This is a genomic window from Xanthobacter sp. BG11Y11_SDJG, from assembly GCF_057364445.1.
The window spans coordinates 1-20467 of record NZ_JBNFNU010000035.1 but is presented as its reverse complement, the minus strand read 5'-3'; the positions used below and the strand labels follow the sequence as shown (position 1 = coordinate 20467).

At 65.3% G+C, this 20467-nt stretch carries 18 protein-coding genes and 1 pseudogene; 17 read left to right on the top strand and 2 right to left on the bottom strand.

Features of this window, described 5'->3' with window-relative positions; genetic code table 11:
* Positions 1-891: 891 nt before the first annotated feature.
* The 17 genes from AC2W7M_RS05795 to AC2W7M_RS05715 all read left to right on the top strand — a co-directional run bounded on the left by AC2W7M_RS05795 (position 892) and on the right by AC2W7M_RS05715 (position 17086).
* Positions 892-2397 (top strand): DUF3363 domain-containing protein, encoded by a 1506-nt coding sequence (locus tag AC2W7M_RS05795; RefSeq protein ID WP_486130802.1) that lies wholly within the window; start codon positions 892-894, stop codon positions 2395-2397.
* 68 nt (positions 2398-2465) lie between these two features.
* Positions 2466-3173, top strand: coding sequence for a helix-turn-helix transcriptional regulator (locus AC2W7M_RS05790; protein ID WP_486130798.1), 708 nt, complete (start codon positions 2466-2468; stop codon positions 3171-3173).
* Between the two features lie 221 nt (positions 3174-3394).
* A complete protein-coding gene (locus AC2W7M_RS05785) occupies positions 3395-4294 on the top strand; it encodes a LysR family transcriptional regulator (RefSeq protein WP_486130800.1) in 900 nt (299 codons plus the stop codon).
* Between the two features lie 128 nt (positions 4295-4422).
* On the top strand, positions 4423-6408 hold the full coding sequence (locus AC2W7M_RS05780) for a conjugal transfer protein TraG (protein ID WP_486130796.1): 1986 nt from the start codon (positions 4423-4425) through the stop codon (positions 6406-6408).
* 10 nt (positions 6409-6418) lie between these two features.
* The gene (locus AC2W7M_RS05775) at positions 6419-6883 is read left to right on the top strand and encodes a ribbon-helix-helix domain-containing protein (protein ID WP_486130794.1); all 465 of its coding nucleotides are present in this window, start codon (positions 6419-6421) and stop codon (positions 6881-6883) included.
* A 139-nt stretch (positions 6884-7022) separates the two neighbouring features.
* Entirely contained in the window at positions 7023-8009 is a 987-nt protein-coding gene (gene trbB, locus AC2W7M_RS05770) for a P-type conjugative transfer ATPase TrbB (protein WP_486130792.1), read from the top strand.
* A complete protein-coding gene (locus AC2W7M_RS05765) occupies positions 8006-8338 on the top strand; it encodes a TrbC/VirB2 family type IV secretion system protein (RefSeq protein WP_486130790.1) in 333 nt (110 codons plus the stop codon). The genes trbB and AC2W7M_RS05765 overlap by 4 nt, the downstream gene beginning before the upstream one ends.
* On the top strand, positions 8338-8616 hold the full coding sequence (locus AC2W7M_RS05760) for a VirB3 family type IV secretion system protein (RefSeq protein WP_415217175.1): 279 nt from the start codon (positions 8338-8340) through the stop codon (positions 8614-8616). Before AC2W7M_RS05765 ends, AC2W7M_RS05760 begins: the two co-directional genes overlap by 1 nt.
* A gap of 13 nt (positions 8617-8629) precedes the next feature.
* Complete coding sequence (gene trbE / locus AC2W7M_RS05755) at positions 8630-11074, top strand: conjugal transfer protein TrbE (RefSeq protein ID WP_486130788.1); 2445 nt, start codon at positions 8630-8632, stop codon at positions 11072-11074.
* Positions 11071-11841, top strand: a complete 771-nt coding sequence (gene trbJ / locus AC2W7M_RS05750; protein ID WP_486130786.1) for a P-type conjugative transfer protein TrbJ — start codon at positions 11071-11073, stop codon at positions 11839-11841. Before trbE ends, trbJ begins: the two co-directional genes overlap by 4 nt.
* Before the next feature lie 20 nt (positions 11842-11861).
* Positions 11862-12149 (top strand): putative entry exclusion protein TrbK-alt, encoded by a 288-nt coding sequence (gene trbK-alt, locus AC2W7M_RS05745; RefSeq protein ID WP_486130784.1) that lies wholly within the window; start codon positions 11862-11864, stop codon positions 12147-12149.
* Between the two features lie 3 nt (positions 12150-12152).
* Entirely contained in the window at positions 12153-13505 is a 1353-nt protein-coding gene (gene trbL, locus AC2W7M_RS05740; RefSeq protein WP_486130782.1) for a P-type conjugative transfer protein TrbL, read from the top strand.
* A complete protein-coding gene (gene trbF, locus AC2W7M_RS05735; RefSeq protein ID WP_486130780.1) occupies positions 13502-14191 on the top strand; it encodes a conjugal transfer protein TrbF in 690 nt (229 codons plus the stop codon). The genes trbL and trbF overlap by 4 nt, the downstream gene beginning before the upstream one ends.
* Complete coding sequence (trbG, locus tag AC2W7M_RS05730; RefSeq protein ID WP_486130778.1) at positions 14188-15147, top strand: P-type conjugative transfer protein TrbG; 960 nt, start codon at positions 14188-14190, stop codon at positions 15145-15147. Before trbF ends, trbG begins: the two co-directional genes overlap by 4 nt.
* A complete protein-coding gene (locus AC2W7M_RS05725) occupies positions 15144-16289 on the top strand; it encodes a TraB/TrbI/VirB10 family type IV secretion system protein (protein WP_486130776.1) in 1146 nt (381 codons plus the stop codon). The genes trbG and AC2W7M_RS05725 overlap by 4 nt, the downstream gene beginning before the upstream one ends.
* Positions 16290-16291: 2 nt before the next feature.
* A complete protein-coding gene (locus tag AC2W7M_RS05720) occupies positions 16292-16507 on the top strand; it encodes a DUF2274 domain-containing protein (protein WP_486130774.1) in 216 nt (71 codons plus the stop codon).
* Between the two features lie 306 nt (positions 16508-16813).
* The gene (locus AC2W7M_RS05715) at positions 16814-17086 is read left to right on the top strand and encodes a helix-turn-helix transcriptional regulator (protein ID WP_486130772.1); all 273 of its coding nucleotides are present in this window, start codon (positions 16814-16816) and stop codon (positions 17084-17086) included.
* Here AC2W7M_RS05715 and AC2W7M_RS05710 read toward each other — a convergent pair.
* Both AC2W7M_RS05710 and guaA read right to left on the bottom strand, forming a co-directional pair.
* A complete protein-coding gene (locus tag AC2W7M_RS05710) occupies positions 17076-18332 on the bottom strand; it encodes a tyrosine-type recombinase/integrase (RefSeq protein ID WP_486130770.1) in 1257 nt (418 codons plus the stop codon). The two genes, AC2W7M_RS05715 and AC2W7M_RS05710, sit on opposite strands and share 11 nt — an antisense overlap.
* Before the next feature lie 317 nt (positions 18333-18649).
* Positions 18650-20214 (bottom strand): annotated as a pseudogene (guaA, locus tag AC2W7M_RS05705) (glutamine-hydrolyzing GMP synthase).
* Positions 20215-20467: the final 253 nt, after the last annotated feature.

Below are 20467 nucleotides of genomic sequence, written 5' to 3'. Positions count from 1 at the left end.
TCGGAACTCGAAGCCCGCGAGCGGAGGCGTGCCGTGGCGAACAGCATAGTATATTCTCGCATCGGGAAGGATGAACGACGATGTCCGCAAGAGCAGTGGAAATACGACCGATTAGGAGGGCAAGATAAAGGAAACCGGCACCATGCGGTGGCGGTTTCGGGGCAAGCCCTTGTCTGCACACTGTTTTGGGGCGGCGCTGGCGGCACCTCGGTTTTGGGCCTCGCGTGCCGCGATGACGCGCAAAGCCTTGGCTTTGCAGGGTTTCGAGCGGCACCATGCGCTGAAATTGGGCCGTTTCCCTGCTCTGGACGCCTTCGGGTCGGAGGCGCAGGTTTGAGCGACGACCAGGAGTTTCGCTTCCGCCCGAGGCCCGGCCGCGTCCGCAGCGATGCCCCCAAGCTGGGCAAGGCCAAGAGCTTTCTCACGCAGGCGAAGAAGATCGGCCGCCAGCAGAGCAACAGCCCGTCGCGTTCGTCGGGATCATCATCGCAGCGCGTCCGCTCGCAGGCGTCGGCCACGGGCGGCAGGGCATCACGGACGAGCGGCGCACCGGGCCTGAAACGGGGGCGCGGCGCGGCGTTCGTGCGCGCCCGCACGCTGTCGGGTGGATGGAAGCACAGTATCCCCGGCCAGCGCCGCGTCGTCGTCAAAACCCGCTATGTCCAGGGCGCGGGCAAGAACGGCAAATCCGCCGCCCATCTGCGCTACATCCAGCGCGACGGCACTTCGCGCGATGGCGAGCGCGGTCAGCTCTATTCCGCGACCGAGGACCGTGCCGACGGCGCTGCCTTCGTCGAGCGCGGCGCGGACGATCGCCATCAGTTTCGCTTCATCGTCTCGCCTGAGGACGGCACAGACCTCTCCAACCTCACGGCCCATACCCGCGACCTCATGGCCCAAGTCGAAACCGATCTCGGCACCCGGCTCGATTGGGTCGCTGTCAATCACCACAACACAGGCCATCCCCATGTCCATGTCATCGTGCGCGGCAAGGACGAGCTGGGCGAAAACCTCGTCATCAACGGCGACTATCTCGCCAACGGCATCCGCGAGCGGGCAAGCGATCTGGCGACGCTCGAACTCGGCCCCGTCACCGAAATCGAGCAGAGCCGCAAACTCTCCGCCGAGATCGGCCAGGACCGCTTCACCCGCATCGACCGCGTCATGTCCGAGGAAGCCGAGGACCACTTCCTCGACCTGCGCCATGAGCCGGCCGATCATCGCCGCCAGTTCGACCGGACGCTGCGCCTGCGCCGTCTCGGCAAGCTGGAGAAGATGGGCCTCGCCACCGAGCACGCGCCCGGCGTTTGGGAATTGAGCGATCGGATGGGACCGGCGCTGCGCGAGCTGGGCGAGCGCGGCGACATCATCCGCAATATGCACAAGGCGCTGAAGGCCGACGGGCTGGAGCGAGATCCAATGACGTTCCAGATTCACGACGTAGCGCCCGAAATCCCGATCACCGGCCGCGTCGTCGACAAATATCTGACCGACGAGCTGGGCGAGAACCTGACCGTCGTGGTCGACGGCGTGGATGGGCGCACCCACCATATCGCCGGCATCGACCCCGCCCGCGTCGAGGACGCACGGATCGGCAGCGTCGTCGAGATCGGCCCCGCCGAGAACGTGAGCCGGCCATCTGACCGCACCATCGCCGGCATGGCCGAGAGCGGCATCTATCGGCCGAGCCGCCATCTGGAGCAGGCCAGGTTCGAGGGCCGCGTTCCGGGCGGCGACTATGAGGGCTATGTCGATGCCCATGTGCGGCGGCTCGAAGCCCTGCGCCGGGCCGGGATCGCCGAGCGGATCGACGTCGACCAGTGGGGCATTCCCGAGGACTTCGAGAGCCGCGCCGCCGCCTATGACGCGGGCCGCAACCGGCAGGCCATTATCCGCATCCTCTCGGCCGCCCGGCTCGAACAGCAGATCGGCGCGGACGGCGCGACCTGGCTCGACCGCCGGCTGGTATCGGCCGAGACATCAGATCTCGCCCCGTCCGGCTTCGGTCAGCAGGTTCGTGAGGCGATGGACCGCCGCCGCGAGCATCATATCGACCATGGCGACGCCGCGCCCGGCCCGAACGGCGGCACGCTCTACCGGCGCAACCTTCTCGCCACGTTGCGCGCACGGGAGATCGAACGCATCGGCGGCGAGATGGCCGCGAGCAAGAACCTGCCATTCCGCGCCGCGAGCGATGGCGAGACGGTCAGCGGCAAGTTCACCGGGACCGTGCAGCTATCGAGCGGCAAGTTCGCTGTGGTCGAACAGAGTCATGAGTTTACGCTGGTTCCATGGCGGCCGGTCATCGACCGCCAAATCGGCCGCGAGGTCAGTGGCGTCGTTCAAGGCGGATCGATGTCGTGGCAGTTGGGGCGACAACGCGGCTTGGGACTATAGGGCACGGTTGCTGCAGCCGGGCAATACATGCAGCATCTCCCGCCGAGTCGGCCGGGAGGAGATGTGCGATGATTGTGCTGCAAGACGCTGTACGGAGATTAGAGAACGTCAAGTTTGAGAACCAGATACAATCTGTTCTGATGGAAATATCTACAGAGATCGACGCCGCTAATATTGCCTATATGTCTGATACTGCATCGGTGCCTGCTAACGATCCAATCCGATACGTCACATATTCGAGGGAATGGGAAGGTCGTTACTTCGATCGTGGCTATCTGAGAATTGACCCGATTGCCGACGGCATTAACAGGAAGCTGCCGTTTGATTGGCAGGCAGTTGCCGGCAGGGCATCGCTGCGCTGGCTATTTGCGGAGGCAGAAAGTTTCGGCGTTGGGCGGCAAGGGGTGTCTGTACCGATGCGGGGAGCCTCGGGGGAGCGAGCGCTCATAACGCTGACATCATTTCATTCCAGCCGGGAGTGGGAACAAAGGAGATGGCGCTACCAAGCATTTGTTTCCGCACTTGCCCCCTACCTGCATGAAGTCGCATTCCTGCTTCATGCCCAAGAGCGGAGGCAGGTCCGCCTAAGCCATCGACAGCGCCAATGCCTGGAGCTTTACGCGCGTGGCTATGCGCCCAAGCAGATTGCGGCCCATCTGAAAATTAGTAGTTCGATGGCCAGAGAGCACTTGCATTGCGCGCGCCGGAAGCTCGATTCACTGACGTTATCATCGGCCGTTTTTAGAGCGTCCAAGCTTGACCTCTTGAACGTCTAGCGTCCCTTCCAAGTACGGGAGACTCAATTGCCCGCGTTTTCAACGTTGCAAAACGCAACCTAGATGGATTTTTCGTTTTCGAGTGCGATGGCCACGAGTGGAGCGAGCACGGAGGAGCGCATTCCATGGCCGTCGCTAACAAGGCCGGGCAAACGAATAGGTCAACAGAAGCAGAACCGAAACCATTGACCTCCTGTGCGATCCTGCGCAACCGCATCTCTATGGCTTCGCTAATTCAAGCAATTGCCGTTGCGGAGCATCTCAACTTTCACCACGCGGCGAAAGCATTGGGCACTAGCCAGTCGAGTGTCAGCGCTCGCATAAAGGCGCTGGAAGATGAGCTTGGCACTTCGCTCTTCGAGCGCAATACCCGCGGCGTTCGCCTGACGGAAGCTGGACGCAATTTTGTCGAACGCGTGACAGCCGGCGTCGACCACCTTGAGAACGCCGTGCAATCCGCAAGCTTGGCGGCATCGGGAGAATGCGGCCGCCTGCGCGTCGGTGTCCACGGCTTGATAGCAGGCAGCTTTCTCGATCGCCTGCTGACGCGATACCGTGAGAAATATCCGGCCATAGCACTCGATATGGCCGAAGGATCGGCACGCGACGCCATTACGCAACTACGCGCCCGTCAGCTCGACGTGGCGTTCCTTGTTGGCACTTTTGAGCTGCCCGATTGCCATTCCCGACCGATATGGACTGAGCCGCTCGTCGTCGCGCTCCCCTCAAAGCATAGACTGGCCGGCCGGGCAGGTGTCCAGTGGACTGATCTCGCTGCCGAAACTTTTCTTGTCCGCCATGGTGGGACCGGACCGCAAGTTCACGACCATATTATTTTGCGGCTTGCCGGAGGGTGGCCGCCGCCTGCCATCCATCGATTCGCGGTTGAGCGCGGCACACTTTTATCCATGGTAGCGCAGGGCTTCGGAATCACGCTGTTAGGAGCTGCGAGCCAGCTTTCTCCTACGTTCGGTGTCACGCTTGTTCCGATCATTGATGAACCTGATCCCGTGGTTTTCTCGGCGGTCTGGTCACCGAACGATCGCGGCGCCGCATTACGAAATCTGCTCACACTAGCATCGAAGATGCGGCGAACAGAAACCACGGCGTGCGCAGAATAGATCTGACGCGCCCATCCTATTCGCCGTCGACAGTATCCGGCCGCACTCCGGCATCGTCTTAACTGTTGCTCCTTCCGAAATCCCGCATTCTCTGATCGGCTCCGACAATTTTGCCGATTGGAGCTCGTATGCGTGGAGGCCGAATTCTCTGGGGCCAGATTGCCGTCGTCCTTACCATCGTGTTCGTGATGATGTGGTTGGCGACGCAATGGACCGCGTGGCGGCTCGGCTTTCAGGCGCAGCTTGGAAGCCCCTGGTTCGAGCTGGTAGGATGGCCGATCTATTACCCACCCGCCTTCTTCTGGTGGTGGTTTTCTTTCGATGCCTATGCCCCCGCGATCTTCACCGAGGGCGGCATCATCGCGGTATCCGGCGGCCTTTTCGCCATCGTTGCCGCGATCACGATGTCCATCATCCGGTCGCGCGAGGCGCGCAATGTCGCGACCTACGGATCGGCACGCTGGGCCGAAGACAAGGAAATCCGCGCCGCCGGCCTGCTCGGTCCCGATGGCGTCGTGCTCGGCCGCTATGATTGCGACTACCTGCGCCATGACGGCCCCGAGCATGTGCTTTGCTTCGCCCCGACACGCTCCGGCAAGGGAGTCGGTCTCGTCGTGCCGACGCTGCTGACCTGGCCGGGAAGCTGCATCGTCCATGACATCAAGGGTGAGAATTGGGGCCTGACCGCTGGCTTCCGCGCCAGGCATGGCCACGTGCTACTGTTCGATCCGACCAATGCCCGATCGTCCGCCTACAATCCTCTGCTGGAGGTCCGGCAGGGGGAATGGGAAGTCCGGGACGTTCAGAACATCGCTGACATCCTGGTCGATCCCGAAGGCTCGCTCGACAAGCGCAATCACTGGGAAAAGACCAGCCATTCGCTGCTGGTCGGCGCGATCCTGCATGTCCTCTACGCCGAGCCCGACAAGACACTGGCCGGCGTCGCAAACTTCCTCTCCGATCCACGCCGCCCTGTCGAAGCCACGCTCCGCGCGATGATGGACACGCCGCATCTCGGCGAAGCCGGCGTTCATCCCGTCATCGCCTCGTCGGCCCGCGAGCTGCTGAACAAGTCCGACAATGAGCGGTCGGGCGTGCTGTCGACCGCCATGTCGTTCCTCGGCCTCTACCGTGATCCGGTGGTGGCGCGTGTGACTGCACGCTGCGACTGGCGCATCGCCGATCTCGTCGGCAGCAGGAAGGCCGTCAGCCTCTACCTTGTGGTGCCGCCTTCCGACATCAACCGCACCAAGCCGCTCATTCGCCTGATCCTCAACCAGATCGGCCGCCGGCTGACCGAGGAGCTGACCACCTCCGGAGAACGCCATCGGCTGCTGCTCATGCTGGACGAATTTCCCGCGCTGGGGCGGCTCGACTTCTTCGAATCTGCGCTCGCCTTCATGGCGGGCTACGGCCTCAAGGGCTTCCTGATCGCCCAGAGTCTCAACCAGATCGAGCGGGCGTATGGGCCAAACAACGCCATCCTCGACAATTGCCATGTCCGCGTCAGCTTCGCCACAAACGACGAGCGCACCGCCAAGCGCGTGTCGGACGCGCTCGGCACCGCGACCGAGCTACGCGATTCCACCAACTACGCCGGCCACCGGCTGTCGCCCTGGCTTGGCCATCTTATGGTGTCGCGGCAGGAGACCGCCCGATCGCTGTTGACCCCCGGCGAGATCATGCAGCTCCCGCCCTCTGAGGAGATCGTCATGGTGGCGGGCACGCCGCCGATCCGCGCGACCAAGGCGAAGTATTTCGAGGACTCGCGCTTGCAGGAACGCATCATCGCACCACCCGAGCTGGCGGCCGGTCCGGCGAATGCCGCCGCGACCGATGATTGGTCCGGCCGTGTCGTCGCGCCGGCGGGCCATGCCGGCGCGGCGAGCGGCGGCGAAGACGGCGGCGATCCCGCCAATGCCGGCATCCGCCGCGAGCCGGAATTGCCCGAGCATGAAGAAATCCTGCCTCCGCCGCCGTCGCCCGCGCAGGAGTTCGAGCTTCTTGACGATGAGCCCGATGTCGATGCCGCCAAAGCCAATGCGATGCGCGCGCGAATGCGGATGGTCGCGCGGCGAGCCTCGCTCGATCCCGGCGATGGCATAGAGCTTTGAGGAGCGCACCATGACATCCCGCACCCGCATGAACGTCTATTTCGACCCAGCCTTGCTGAAGCAGGTCGAGGCGCTGGCACTGCGCCGGAACATCTCCAAATCCGCCATCATCGAAGCCGCCGTAGCGTCGTTCCTCTCCGGCGATACGACCGAGAGGCTGGAGGCGGCGATGTCGCGGCGGCTCGACAAGCTCGGCCGTCAGATCGATACGATCGACGAAGATCTCGCCGTGCTCGGCGAGGCCGTTTCGCTGTTCGTCCGCTATTGGCTAACCTTCACGCCGGTCCTGCCCGACGCGACGCAAGCCTCAGGCCGTGCCAAGGGGCTGGAGCGGTTCGAGGGCTTCATGCAGACGCTCGGCAAGCGGCTGGCGACCGGAGACCGATTCCTGAAAGAGCTCTCGCGCGATCTCGATTCGGTTCGGCCAGGCGGTGAAGACATCGTGCCGAAGACGAACGGTAGCTCGCCGGAATAACTGATCCATCCTATTCACCGTCGATAGCCGCCGACCGCCGCACGGGCCTAGATACTTGTTGAACAGGGCCGATTTCGGGCTCTTTTAATCATCCCCGATCGGGGAACTGTCTGTTGCGTCCCCTGGGATTGGGGACAGCATGACCAACAATTCTCACCGGAAACCAGAGTCGGTCCAGCGCGGGGCGCGAATGCTGCGTACGGCGCTTGGGCCAGCCATCGCGCGCTTTCTGGAAGACCCCGCCGTCGTTGAGGTGATGTTGAATCCGGACGGACGTATCTGGATCGACCGTCTCTCCGAAGGGCTTTCCGACACCGGCGAAACCCTCTTTCCCGCCGATGGCGAACGCATCATGCGCCTGGTCGCGCACCATGTCGGCACAGAGGTTCACGCCCGCAGCCCTCGCGTCTCGGCCGAGCTGCCGGAGACCGGCGAGCGGTTCGAGGGTCTGCTTCCACCCGTCGTCGTGGCACCCGCCTTCGCCATCCGCAAACCCGCCGTGGCGGTCTTCACGCTCGACGACTATGTGCGTGCCGGCATCATGCGCGCCGATCAGGCCGACACCCTGCGCGAGGCCGTCGCGGCGCGCGCCAACATCCTCGTCGCGGGTGGCACCTCGACCGGCAAGACCACGCTGACCAACGCGCTGCTGGCCGAAGTGGCGAAGACGCAGGATCGCGTCGTCATCATCGAGGACACGCGCGAGCTGCAATGCGCCGCGCCCAACCTCGTCTCCATGCGGACCAAGGAGGGCGTCGTCACGCTCTCCGATCTCGTCCGCTCATCGCTGCGCCTGCGCCCCGACCGCATCCCCATCGGCGAGGTACGCGGCTCTGAAGCGCTCGACCTCCTCAAAGCCTGGGGCACCGGCCATCCAGGCGGCGTCGGCACGATCCACGCTGGCACCGGCATCGGTGCGCTGCGCCGGCTTGAACAGCTCATTCAAGAGGCCGTCGTCACCGTCCCGCGCGCGCTGATCGCCGAGACGATCGACCTTGTGGCCGTCCTCTCCGGCCGCGGCTCCGCGCGCCGGCTCGCCGAACTCGCCCGCGTCGCAGGGCTCGGCCCGGACGGGGATTACCGCGTCACCGCAGTCACCCCAAGCAACACAGGAGACAATCCATGATCCGCACCATCATGCGCGCCCGTCGCACCGTCGCGACGGTTGCCGCCGTCGCCTACGTCAATCTCATCCTCGTCCCGGCCGCCCATGCCTCCGGCTCCTCGATGCCATGGGAAGCGCCGCTCCAAAAAATCTCCAGTCGATCGAAGGCCCCGGTCGCCAAGATCGTCGCGGTCATCATCATCATCGCGACGGGCTTGGCGCTCGCTTTTGGCGACACGTCCGGCGGCTTCCGCAAGCTGATCCAGATCGTCTTCGGCCTGTCCATCGCCTTCGCGGCGTCGAGCTTCTTCCTGTCGTTCTTCTCGTTCGGCGGCGGGGCGCTCGTCTGATGGCGGTCGCCTTCGAGCAACTGGACGTGCCGGGATTCACCGTCCCCGTTCACCGCGCGCTGACCGAGCACATCCTGCTCGGCGGCGCGCCGCGAAGCATCGCGATCCTCAACGGGACGCTGGCCGGGGCCGTGGGCCTCGGCCTGCGCCTCTGGCTGGTCGGCCTACTTATCTGGGCCATCGGCCACTTCGCCGCCGTCTGGGCCGCGAAACGCGATCCGCTCTTCGTGGAGGTCGGCCGCCGGCATCTGCGCATCCCCGCAAACCTGTCGGTCTGAGGGAGCCCACGCCATGATGAACCTTGCCGAATATCGCCGCAGCGCCAGCCGCCTTGCCGACTTCCTCCCTTGGGCTGCCCTCGTCGGCCCCGGCATCGTCTTGAACAAGGACGGCTCCTTCCAGCGCACCGCGTCGTTCCGCGGTCCCGATCTCGATAGCGCCGTCGCGGCCGAGCTGGTCGCCGTCGCCGGCCGCATCAACAACGCCTTCCGCCGTCTCGGCTCTGGCTGGAGCATCTTCGTCGAAGCTCAGCGTCACGAGGCCGCGATCTATCCGGCGAACCAATTCCCCGACGCCGCATCAGGCCTCGTCGACGCAGAGCGCAAGGCCGATTTCGAGGAAGAAGGCGTTCACTTCGTCTCCGGCTACTACCTGACCTTCCTCTACCTGCCGCCGGCCGAGGAAGCCGCCCGCGCCGAGACCTGGCTATACGAAGGCCGCGAGCGCTCCGGCGTCGATCCGCATGAGATCTTGCGCGCCTTCACCGATCGCACCGAGCGCGTGCTGGCCCTGCTCGACGGCTTCATGCCCGAATGCGACTGGCTCGATGACAGCGAGACGCTGACCTATCTGCATTCGACCGTCTCGACCAATCGGCATCGCGTCCGCGTCCCCGAGACGCCGATCTATCTCGATGCGCTGCTCGCCGATCAGCCGCTCACCGGCGGGCTCGAGCCGCGCCTTGGCGATCAGCATCTGCGTGTCCTCACCATCATCGGCTTTCCGACCGCGACGACGCCGGGGCTGCTCGACGATCTCAACCGACTGGCCTTTCCGTATCGCTGGAGCACGCGGGCGATCCTGCTCGACAAGAACGACGCGACCAAGCTTCTGACCAAGATCAGGCGGCAATGGTTCGCCAAGCGGAAGTCCATCGCCGCGATCCTCAAGGAAGTGATGACCAACGAGGCATCCGCCCTTGTGGACACTGATGCGGCGAACAAGGCCGCCGACGCCGACATGGCCTTGCAAGAGCTCGGCCAGGATGTCGCCGGCATGGCCTATGTCACCGCGACCATCACGGTGTGGGATGCCGATCCGCGTCTTGCCGACGAGAAACTGCGCCTCGTCGAGAAGGTCATCCAGGGCCGCGACTTCACGGCCATGATCGAAACTGTCAATGCCGTCGATGCCTGGTTCGGCTCGCTCCCCGGACATGCCTACGCCAATGTCCGTCAGCCGCCGGTCTCGACGCTCAATCTCGCCCACATGATCCCCCTTTCTGCCGTGTGGGCGGGGCCGGAACGGGACGAGCATTTCGGTGCGCCCCCCTTGCTGTATGGCAAGACCGAAGGCTCGACCCCGTTCCGGTTAAGTCTCCATGTCGGCGACGTGGGCCACACCCTGGTCGTCGGCCCGACCGGCGCGGGTAAATCCGTGCTGCTTGCGTTGATGGCACTCCAGTTCCGGCGCTACGAGCGGTCCCAGGTGTTCGCCTTCGACTTCGGCGGCTCGATCCGCGCCGCCGCGCTCGCCATGGGCGGGGACTGGCACGATCTCGGCGGTGGGCTGACCGAAGGGGACGAGTTCTCCGTCTCGCTTCAACCGCTGGCGCGCATCCACGACACCTATGAACGCGCCTGGGCGGCCGACTGGATCGTCATGATCCTCATGCGTGAGGGTATCCCCATCACGCCTGAGGTGAAGGAGCATATCTGGACCGCGCTGACCTCGCTCGCCTCCGCGCCGTTCGAAGAACGCACCATCACCGGCCTTGCGGTCCTGCTCCAGTCCAATGACATCAAGCAGGCGCTCCGGCCCTATTGTGTCGGCGGCGCTTACGGTCGCTTGCTCGACGCCGAGACCGAACATCTCGGCTCGGCCGACGTGCAGGCGTTCGAGATCGAGGGGCTGGTCGGCACCGGCGCAGCGCCGGCCGTGCTTTCCTACCTCTTCCACCGCATCGGCGACAGGCTCGACGGGCGGCCGACGCTACTCATCATCGACGAGGGCTGGCTGGCCCTGGATGATGAAGCCTTCGCCGGCCAGCTCCGCGAATGGCTGAAGACGCTCAGAAAAAAGAATGCGTCCGTCATCTTCGCCACGCAGTCGCTCAGCGACATCGACAATTCGAGCATCGCGCCGGCCATCATCGAGAGCTGCCCGACGCGGCTGCTTCTGCCGAACGAACGCGCGATCGAGCCACAGATCACAGCGATCTATCGGCGCTTCGGCCTCAACGACCGGCAGATCGAAATCCTCGCGCGGGCCACGCCCAAGCGGGACTATTACTGCCAGTCGCGGCGCGGCAACCGCCTGTTCGAATTGGGCTTGTGTGAGGTTGGCCTCGCGCTCTGCGCCGCATCCTCCAAATCCGATCAGACACTCATCGCGAACCTCGTCGCCGAGCACGGCCGCGAAGGCTTCCTCGCGGCATGGCTGCGCGCCCGCGACGCCGGTTGGGCGGCCGATCTCATCCCGAACTTCCCCCAAGCCGAAAAGGAGACCATGCCATGAAGACCCGTACTTTCCGCTCGCGCGCCGTGGCGCTTGCCGCAACCGTGCTCGCTGCGGCGCCGGTGGCCTTCTCGCCGATGATGGCGACGCCGGCCCATGCTTGGCGCATCGTCTATGACCCGACGAACTACGCGCAGAACGTCCTCACTGCCGCGCGCACGCTGGAGCAGATCACCCATCAGATCACCTCGCTTCAGAACGAAGCGCAGATGCTCATCAATCAGGCGAAGAACCTCGCCAGCCTCCCGTTCTCTGCCCTCCAGACCTTGCAGCAGAACGTCCAGAAGACCCAGCAGCTTCTCGGCCAGGCGCAGAACATCACCTTCGACGTCCAGAAGATCGATCAGGCGTTCCAAAGCCAGTACGGCAACGTCTCGATGTCGGCCACCGACCAGCAGCTCGTCGTCAATGCGCGCTCGCGCTGGCAGAACACGGTTGGCGGCTTGCAGGACGCCATGCGCGTGCAGGCCGGTGCTGTCGGCAATATCGACAGCAACCGCGCGCAGATGTCGGCGCTGATCGACCAGAGCCAGGGCGCGACCGGCGCTTTGCAGGCGGCGCAGGCGGGCAACCAGCTTCTCGCGCTCCAGTCGCAGCAGCTTTCGGATCTCGTGGCGCTGCTCGCCTCGAATGGCCGTGCCAGCGCGCTCACGGAGGCCGAGCGGGCCACCGCCGCCGAACAGGGCCGCGAACAGCGCCGCCGCTTTCTGACGCCAGGCTCGGGCTACCAGCCGGGCAACGCGCAGATGTTCAACACCGGCAAGTAACCGCCAGAAGGAGCATTCCCATGGACGGCAAGATGCTGGCCCGCCTCGGCGCTATCGTGTTCGTCGCCGTCGCCGTCATGGCGGCGGTGATCGAGCTGACCCGCAAAGAGGGCGCGCCGGTATCTTCGCCGGTGCGCATTCTCCAACCTGCTTCCGATCCGCTGCGCGGAGGCCAGCGCCGCTGCCAGCAGCTCGGCCAGAAGGCCGCGGATGACCCTGACTGCCTGCGCGTCTGGGCGGAGACCCGCAACCGCTTCCTTGGGCGAACGCCGGCTCCGGCATCGCCCGCGCAAATCGAAGGGCGGTGACGCATGGGCGGCAGCGGAGTCATCGACACATTCCTCGGCACCTTCACCCGTTACATCGACAGCGGATTCGGGCTGCTCGGCGGCGAGGTCGCTTTTATCGCTACCACGCTCATCGTCATCGATGTGACGCTGGCTGCGCTGGTCTGGTCCTGGGGCGCGGATGACGACATCATCGCCCGGCTCGTGAAGAAGACGCTGTTCGTCGGGGCTTTTGCCTACCTGATTTCCAACTGGAACAACCTCGCGAAAATCGTCTTCGACAGCTTTGCCGGCCTCGGCCTCAAGGCGTCAGGCACCGGATTCTCGACCGCCGACCTGATGCGTCCCGGCAAGGTCGCACAGACCGGCCTCGATGCCGCCCGGCCGCTGCTCGAATCCATCTCCGACCTGATGGGCTGGGTCGCCTTCTTCGAGAACTTCATCCAGATCGCGTGCCTGCTCTTCGCCTGGGCGCTGGTGATCCTTGCCTTCTTCATCCTGGCGATCCAGCTCTTCGTCACCCTGATCGAGTTCAAGCTGGCGACGCTCGCCGGCTTTGTCCTCATCCCCTTCGGGCTTTGGGGCAAAAGCGCTTTCATGGCTGAGAAGGTGTTGGGCAATGTGGTGTCGTCCGGCATCAAGGTTCTGGTGCTGGCCGTCATCATTGGCATCGGCTCGACGCTGTTCTCACAGTTCACGCAAGGGTTCGGCGGCCAGACACCGAGCATCGACGACGCCATGGCCGTCGTGCTCGCCGCTCTCTCGCTTCTCGGCCTCGGCATCTTCGGCCCCGGCATCGCCAACGGCCTCGTCTCCGGCGCCGCAGCTCGGCGCGGGCGCTGCCGTTGGCACTGGCCTTGCCGCAGGCGGCATGGTGCTGGCCGGCGCTGGTGCTGCTGGCCTTGCCGCCAAGGGCGGTGCAGCCGCGCTTCCACCGGCGCTGCCGCCGTGCGTGGTGGCGCGACCGCAGCCGGCGCGGCATCCGCCGCCTTCAGCCTCGGTTCGCTCGGCCAGTTCGGTGCAGCAGGTGCTGCATCCGGCATGGGTGGCATGGGGCGGGCAGCAGGTTCCGCCGCCATGTCGCCGCTGCGCCGTGCGGCGGCCAGCGTCAAGTCCAGCTTTTCCGATGGCGTGAAGAGCGGCTTCGGCGTTACGGGCGGCTCTTCGACCATGGGGACGGTCGGCGGTTCCGCCGATGCCGCAGCCGACGCCGCTTCCGCCACCCATACCGCCAAGGGCCAGCCCGATTGGGCGAAGCGAATGCAGCGCTCGCAGCGCCTTTCGCACGGCGTCCAGACCACGACCCACGCCGTCCGCTCCGGCGACAGCCACGGCTCCGGCTCTTCCGTCAACCTCTCTGAAAGTGACCGCTCATGAACCTGTTTCGACGACCCGCCACTCATTACGGCAAAACCCCGCAACCCAAGACGCCCTATCAGAAAGCCGCCCAGGTTTGGGACGAGCGCATTGGCTCCGCCCGCGTACAGGCAAAGAACTGGCGATACATGGCCTTCGGCTCGCTGGTTCTCTCTGGCGGTTTTGCCGCCGCACTCGTCTGGCAGTCGGTTCAGGGAACCGTCGTGCCTTGGGTGGTGCAGGTCGACAAGCTCGGCCAGGCCCAGACCGTCGCGCCGGCGACTGCCGACTATCGGCCGACCGATCCGCAGATCGCGTGGCATCTCGCCCGCTTCATCGAACAGGTTAGGTCCATCCCGGCCGATCCGATCATCGTCCGCCAGAACTGGCTTCGCGCCTATGAATGGACCACCGATCGCGGCGCGGGCGCGCTCAACGACTACGCCCGCACCAACGATCCCTTCACCAAGGTCGGCAAGCAGCAGATCGCCGTGGACGTCTCCAGCGTCATCCGCGCTTCGCCAGACAGTTTCCGCGTCGCCTGGACGGAACGGCATTTCGAGAACGGCCAGCTTTCCGGCACGGAGCGCTGGACCGCGATCCTGACTATTGCCGTTCAGCCGCCGCGCGACGCGGAACGGCTGAAAGCCAATCCGCTCGGTATCTATGTCAACGCCATCAACTGGTCGCGGGAGATGGGCCAATGAATCGCGCAATCCGCAAACCCGCAATCGCGGCTGCGATGCTCTCGGCGACCATGCTCGCCGGCTGCGCCTCCACAAAGCCGCCGCAGATCAGCTACGACAATAGCGTGCCGCCGCTGCCGGCCATTCCCGCAGCGGTGACGGACGAGCGGCTGAAGCCGCTGCATGTTCCTCCGGCCTGGACCGTGGCGCGTGGCGGCCAGACCGCCAGCACCGCGACCGGCCGCGTCGAGAACGCCAATGCCGCCGCCCGCGTGCAGCCGCGCCGCGAAGGCTACTTCAACGCCATTCAGGTCTATCCGTGGTCGGAAGGCGCGCTCTATCAGGTCTATGCCGCACCGGGCCAGATTACGAATATCGCGCTCGAACCGGGCGAGAGCCTGACAGGCGCAGGCCCGATCGCGGCGGGCGACACCGCGCGCTGGATCATCGGCGACACCGAATCCGGCTCCGGCGTCGCCCGCCGCGTCCATGTGCTGGTGAAGCCGACGCGCGCCGACATTACCACGAACCTCGTCATCACTACCGACCGGCGCACCTACATGGTCGAGCTGCGCTCCGGCGAGAAGCCTTACATGCCCGCTGTCGCCTGGGCCTATCCGCAGCCGGCAAGCGGCGGGCGGCAGGCCACCCCGGCAACGCCGGTCATTCCGGCTGTCGCGGCGCGCAACTATCGCTATGGCCTGACCGGCAGCAGCAATCCTCCCTGGAAGCCGGTCGCCGTCTATGACGACGGCCGCCGCGTCTATGTCGAATTCCCGCGTGGCATCGTCCAAGGCGAAATGCCGCCGATCTTCGTGATCGGCCCCGAGGGCGAGGCGCAGATCGCCAATACCCGCATCTACCGACACATCCTGATCGTCGATCGCCTGTTCGGCGCGGCCGAGCTGCGCCTTGGCGCGGGCGATCGCCAGCAGACCGTCAGGATCGTTCGCACCGATGGGAGGCCGCAGTCATGAGCGAAGCCGAATCCAATGCCGCTCCGATGCGCCTGCGCGCCGAGGCACCCCGCGTCACACGGCTGTCTCGCAAGATGCTCGCCAGCGTCGCAGCCGTCGCCCTCGTCGGCATCGGTGGCGCTCTGATCTATGCGCTTCAGACGCGCACAGGCGGCGATGGCGGGGAAGAACTCTATTCCACCGCCAACCGGCAAACCGCCGACGGTCTCGCTGGTCTGCCCCGCGACTACACCGGCCCCATCCTCGGGCCGGCGCTGCCGGGCGATCTCGGCGGCCCGATCCTGTCCGCGCAGAACGCCGGCCAACCCGTTGCGCCTCCCGTCGTTCCGACGCCGGGCATCGACGAGGCGGAGCAACGCCGCCGCGCCGAGGAAGAGGCCGCGCGCCTCAGCACCGTCTTCTTCCAGTCCCGCCAGGGATCAACGGCAGCAGCCACGCCGGGAGCCATGCCCGGCCTTGCAGGGTTCGACCCCGGCAACGCCGCGGCGGGGCAATCAACCGCTCAGGACAGGCAGCTTGCCTTCCTCAATGCGGCGGCCGACCGGCGCACCGTGACGCCCGATCGCGTGACGCTGCCGGCATCGCCATGCGTGCTTCAGGCCGGATCGGTCATCTCGGCCGCGCTCATCACCGGCATCCGCTCCGATCTTCCCGGCCAGATCACCGCGCAGGTCACGGAACATATCTATGACAGCCCGACCGGCAGTATCCTGCTCGTACCGCAGGGAACGCGGCTCATCGGCCAGTACGACAACAGCGTCCAGTTCGGCCAGCGCCGCGTGCTGCTCGTCTGGAACCGCCTCATCATGCCGAACGGCCGCTCCATCGTTCTCGAGCGCCAGCCGGGCGCGGATACGCAAGGCTATGCCGGACTGGAGGATGGCGTCGATTACCACTGGTGGGATCTCGCCCAGGCCGCCGCGCTCTCGACGCTGCTCGGCGTCGGCGCTGAACTCGCGACCGACGACAATGACCGCCTGATCCGAGCCATCCGCGGCGGCGCGCAGGATACGGTCAATCAGGCCGGTCAGCAGATCGTCCAGCGCCAGTTGCAGGTCGCACCGACGCTCACCATCCGGCCCGGCTTTCCGGTCCGTGTCATCGTCACAAAGGATTTGGTGCTCGAACCCTACAGGAGCTGACCATGACCAAGCTGAAACTCGGCCCCATCGCCGACGACAAGCCCGTCAAGGTCACGGTGGAGCTGCCGGCGGCGCTCCATCGCGACCTCACCGATTACGGACGCCTGCTCGCCGAAGGCGGTGCGCCCATCGAGCCAGCCAAGCTTATCGTGCCGATGCTCGAACGGTTCATCTCGACGGATCGCGGGTTTGCTAAAGCCCGGCGCACCACGGGCTGAGCCCATGCCAGGGGGGCGTACCGGCGACGCCGTTATGCTCCCGCCGCGCCGATTCCGCTCTCACGAGTATAATCGCCGCACGATATGCGGTGATTAGCGCCCCTAATCACCGCACACGTCATGCGAACCCGGTTGGTTGGGGTGCCGTGCGCGAGCGAACGCGAATGCGGCACGCTACCGGCGCCCAATCCTTCGCCATGGTTCGCCAGACGTCGGGAATGCCACCAAGTCGCTGACCCGGCCACATTGAAGGAGGTCCGGCATGAACACATGGAATGGCGGGATCGCAGACGAAGGGGCTGGACGATGAGCCAGACACCGGTCTCTCTCAGCAAACGCACCATCCGCAGGCACCAGCTTCGCGAGATCGTTCCCCTGGCCGACACGACCATCTACGACATGGAGCAGCGCGGCGAGTTTCCGCAGCGTTTCTACCTGACCTCTCGAACCGTCGTGTGGGATCTCGGCGAAGTGGAGGCTTGGCTTGAAGAACGCCGCCGAGCCTCCAAGGCGAAGACGGCCAAGCGTGCGCCGGCACCCGACGTCACGCTCAGGAAGACCCGTCCAGTCAAAGGTTAGGTTCCGGGACCAGAAGGTCCATGGAGGTCGGATAGAGCGTCGGGGTGTATTTCTGGCCGCTCACCCATGCGTCGATCAGATTGCCCCATTCCTGCATCATGTGGCGGCGCTGGTGCTCATACTCGGCCTTGTTATAGACGCCGCGCGAAGAGCGCCCGTCCTCGTGCGCCAGGCATTTCTCGATCCAGTCGCTGTTGAAGCCCAGCTCGTTGAGCAGCGTCGAGCCCGTGCGGCGAAGGTCATGCACGGTGAACGGCTCCAGCGGCAGGCCCGCCTTCTTGGCTTGCACGACGACCGCCGTGGTGACGCGGTTAAAGGTCGCGCGCGACATCGGCGCATCCGCGTCGTAGCGCGAGGGCAGCAGATAGCGCGAATTGCCCGCACAGGTCTTGAGCGCGACCAGGATGTCGAGCGACTGTTCGCACAGATAGACGTTGTGCGGCTTGGCACGCTTCATCCGCTCCTTCGGGATCGACCACACCGCATTCTCGAAGTCGACCTCATCCCACACCGCGTCCTGCAACTCGCTCTTGCGGACCATCGTGAGTAGGATCAGCTTCAAGCCGAGCCGGATGGTTGGCAGCGTCGCCACATGCTCTAGCTGGCCGAGCATAACCCGGATTTCGGCGGGCGAGAGCGAGCGGTCCTTGGGAACGAACGTCGCGATCGACGCCGGCCCGACCTCTTCGGCGGGGTTCGCCACCTTCTCCCCGTGCAGCTTCGCAAAGGCGAAGACCAGCTTCACGATGTCGCGGACATGGACCGCCGTGGCCGGCGCTCCTCGCTTCTTCACCTTGTCGCACATCGCCCGGAGATCTTCCGGCGTGATTTCCGTCAGCAGCCGATTGCGGAACGTCGGCAGGATGTCTCGCTCGTAGATAGAGCGGCGCATCGCGCGGGTGCTTTCGGCCATCCGGTGCTCTTGCAGCCAGCGTTCGCCAAACTCGCCGAAGCTCTTTGCTTCCTTGATGCGGCGCTTCTCGCGCTGTTTCTCCTGGGCAGGCGACCGCCCTTCCTGAATCGAACGCTGCGCGTCGATCAGCTTTTCCCGCGCACGGGCCAGAGAGAGGCCCGCCGGCCCGTATCGGCCGAGGGTCAAGGTCTCGCGTCGACCGTGCATACGGTAGTCATAGCGGAACACGACAGCGCCCGACGGGTTCACGACGACATACATACCGTCACGGTCAGAGACCTTGTATAATTTATCCTTTGGTTTCAGTGCCTTGATTGCCGCATCGGTAAGCATCGGACCCTCCTGGATCGTTCAAAAACGCCAGAGAGCCCCCAAAAATACCGTCAGGCCAAAACCGACCGGTCCTGACGGAGGATTATCCTTTATTCTCAATGGAATAAGGTCAAAAAATACCGTCACCAGCTCTCTAGGCCATAACGGTATATGCAAATCTGCGATGTCACAAGACGCCCCATACCGTCAGCTCCGCCGTCGATCGCGAGGCTTTCCCAGCGATTGACGGCGAAAGACGTCGGAGAGAAAATTCTTTATTTTTCAACGCCTTATGGAGGGTAGTCGGCGGTTATCGGCGGCGTTTGGGTAGGCGCGAATTATTCCCACTCAATCGTCCCGGGCGGCTTCGACGTCACGTCGTAGACCACGCGGTTGACGCCCTTCACCTCATTGATGATGCGGGTCGCCACGCGGCCGAGGAAGGCCATGTCGTAGGGGTAGAAGTCGGCCGTCATGCCGTCCACGGAGGTCACGGCGCGCAAAGCGAGGACGTGGTCGTAGGTGCGGCCGTCGCCCATCACGCCCACCGTGCGCACCGGCAGCAGCACGGCGAAGGCCTGCCAGATCACGTCGTAGAGGCCGGCATAGCGGATCTCTTCCAGATAGATGGCGTCGGCCTGGCGCAGGATGTCGAGCTTCTCCCGCGTCACCGCGCCGGGGCAGCGGATGGCGAGGCCGGGGCCGGGGAAGGGGTGGCGGCCGACGAAGCTCTCCGGCAGGCCGAGCTCGCGGCCGAGCGCGCGCACCTCGTCCTTGAAGAGGTCGCGCAGGGGCTCCACCAGCTTCATGTTCATGCGCTCGGGCAGGCCGCCCACATTGTGATGGCTCTTGATGGTCACGGACGGCCGCCGGCGAAGGAGACGCTCTCGATCACGTCGGGATAGAGCGTGCCCTGGGCGAGGAAGTCGGCGCCGCCCACCTTCTTGGCCTCAGCCTCGAACACGTCGATGAAGAGCCGGCCGATGGTCTTGCGCTTCGCCTCGGGGTCCTCGACGCCCTCCAGTTCATTCAGGAACAGGTCGGCGGCGTCCACGTGCACCAGCGGGATGTTGTAGTGGCCGCGGAACAGCGAGACCACCTCGTCCGCCTCGGCCTGGCGCATCAAACCGTGGTCCACGAACACGCAGGTGAGCTGATCGCCGATGGCCTCGTGGATGAGCACCGCCGCGACCGAGGAGTCCACCCCGCCGGAGAGCCCGCAGATCACCCGGCCGGTGCCCACCTGGGCGCGGATGCGGGCGATGGCGCGCTCGCGGAAGGCGCCCATGGTCCAGGTGCCTTCGAGGCCCGCCACCCTGCGCACGAAATTGGCGAGGAGGCGCGCGCCGTCCGGCGTGTGCACCACCTCGGGATGGAACTGCACGCCGTAGTAATTGCGCGCCAGGTCGGCGATGGCGGCGAAGGGGGCGTTGTCGGAGACGGCGACCACCTCGAAGCCCTCGGGCAGGCGGGTCACACGGTCGCCGTGGCTCATCCACACCGTGTGGCGCTCGCCTTCGCGCCAGACGCCGTCGAACAGGGGCACGGCCTTCGTCACCGTCACCTCGGCGCGGCCGAACTCGCGGTGGTGCCCCGCCTCCACGGCGCCGCCCAGCTGGGCCGCCATGCACTGCTCGCCATAGCAGATGCCCAGCACCGGCACGCCGGCCGCGAAGGCCGCCGCTGGCGCCTTGGGGCTTTCGCCCTCGATCACCGAGGCCGGGCCGCCGGACAGGATGATCGCCTTCGGCTTCAGCCGGGCGATGGCCTCCTCGGCCTTTTGGAACGGCACCACCTCGGAATAGACCCCCTCCTCGCGCACGCGCCGGGCGATGAGCTGGGTCACCTGGCTGCCGAAATCGACGATGAGGACGGTGTCCTGGGAGGGGGCGGGGGAGGACATGGTGCCTGGCCTTGCGCGCTGGGTTCGGGGAGCGTGCGCCCTCCTTTAGCGGCAATGCCGGGAAAAGCAAAAGCGGCAGGGGCAAGCAGCGGGGAAACGGGGCCGTCGCAGGCGACCCGCGAAGCCGGGCTTCTGGGGGACGGACCGCTCGCCCACCGGTCAATCCGAAGAAAGCCGGCCTTCCGCTCGCGTTGGGCGGCCTGCGGGGTGCCCAGAGCGGCGTTGCGGCGCGCGTGCCCAGCGTGCGGTCAGC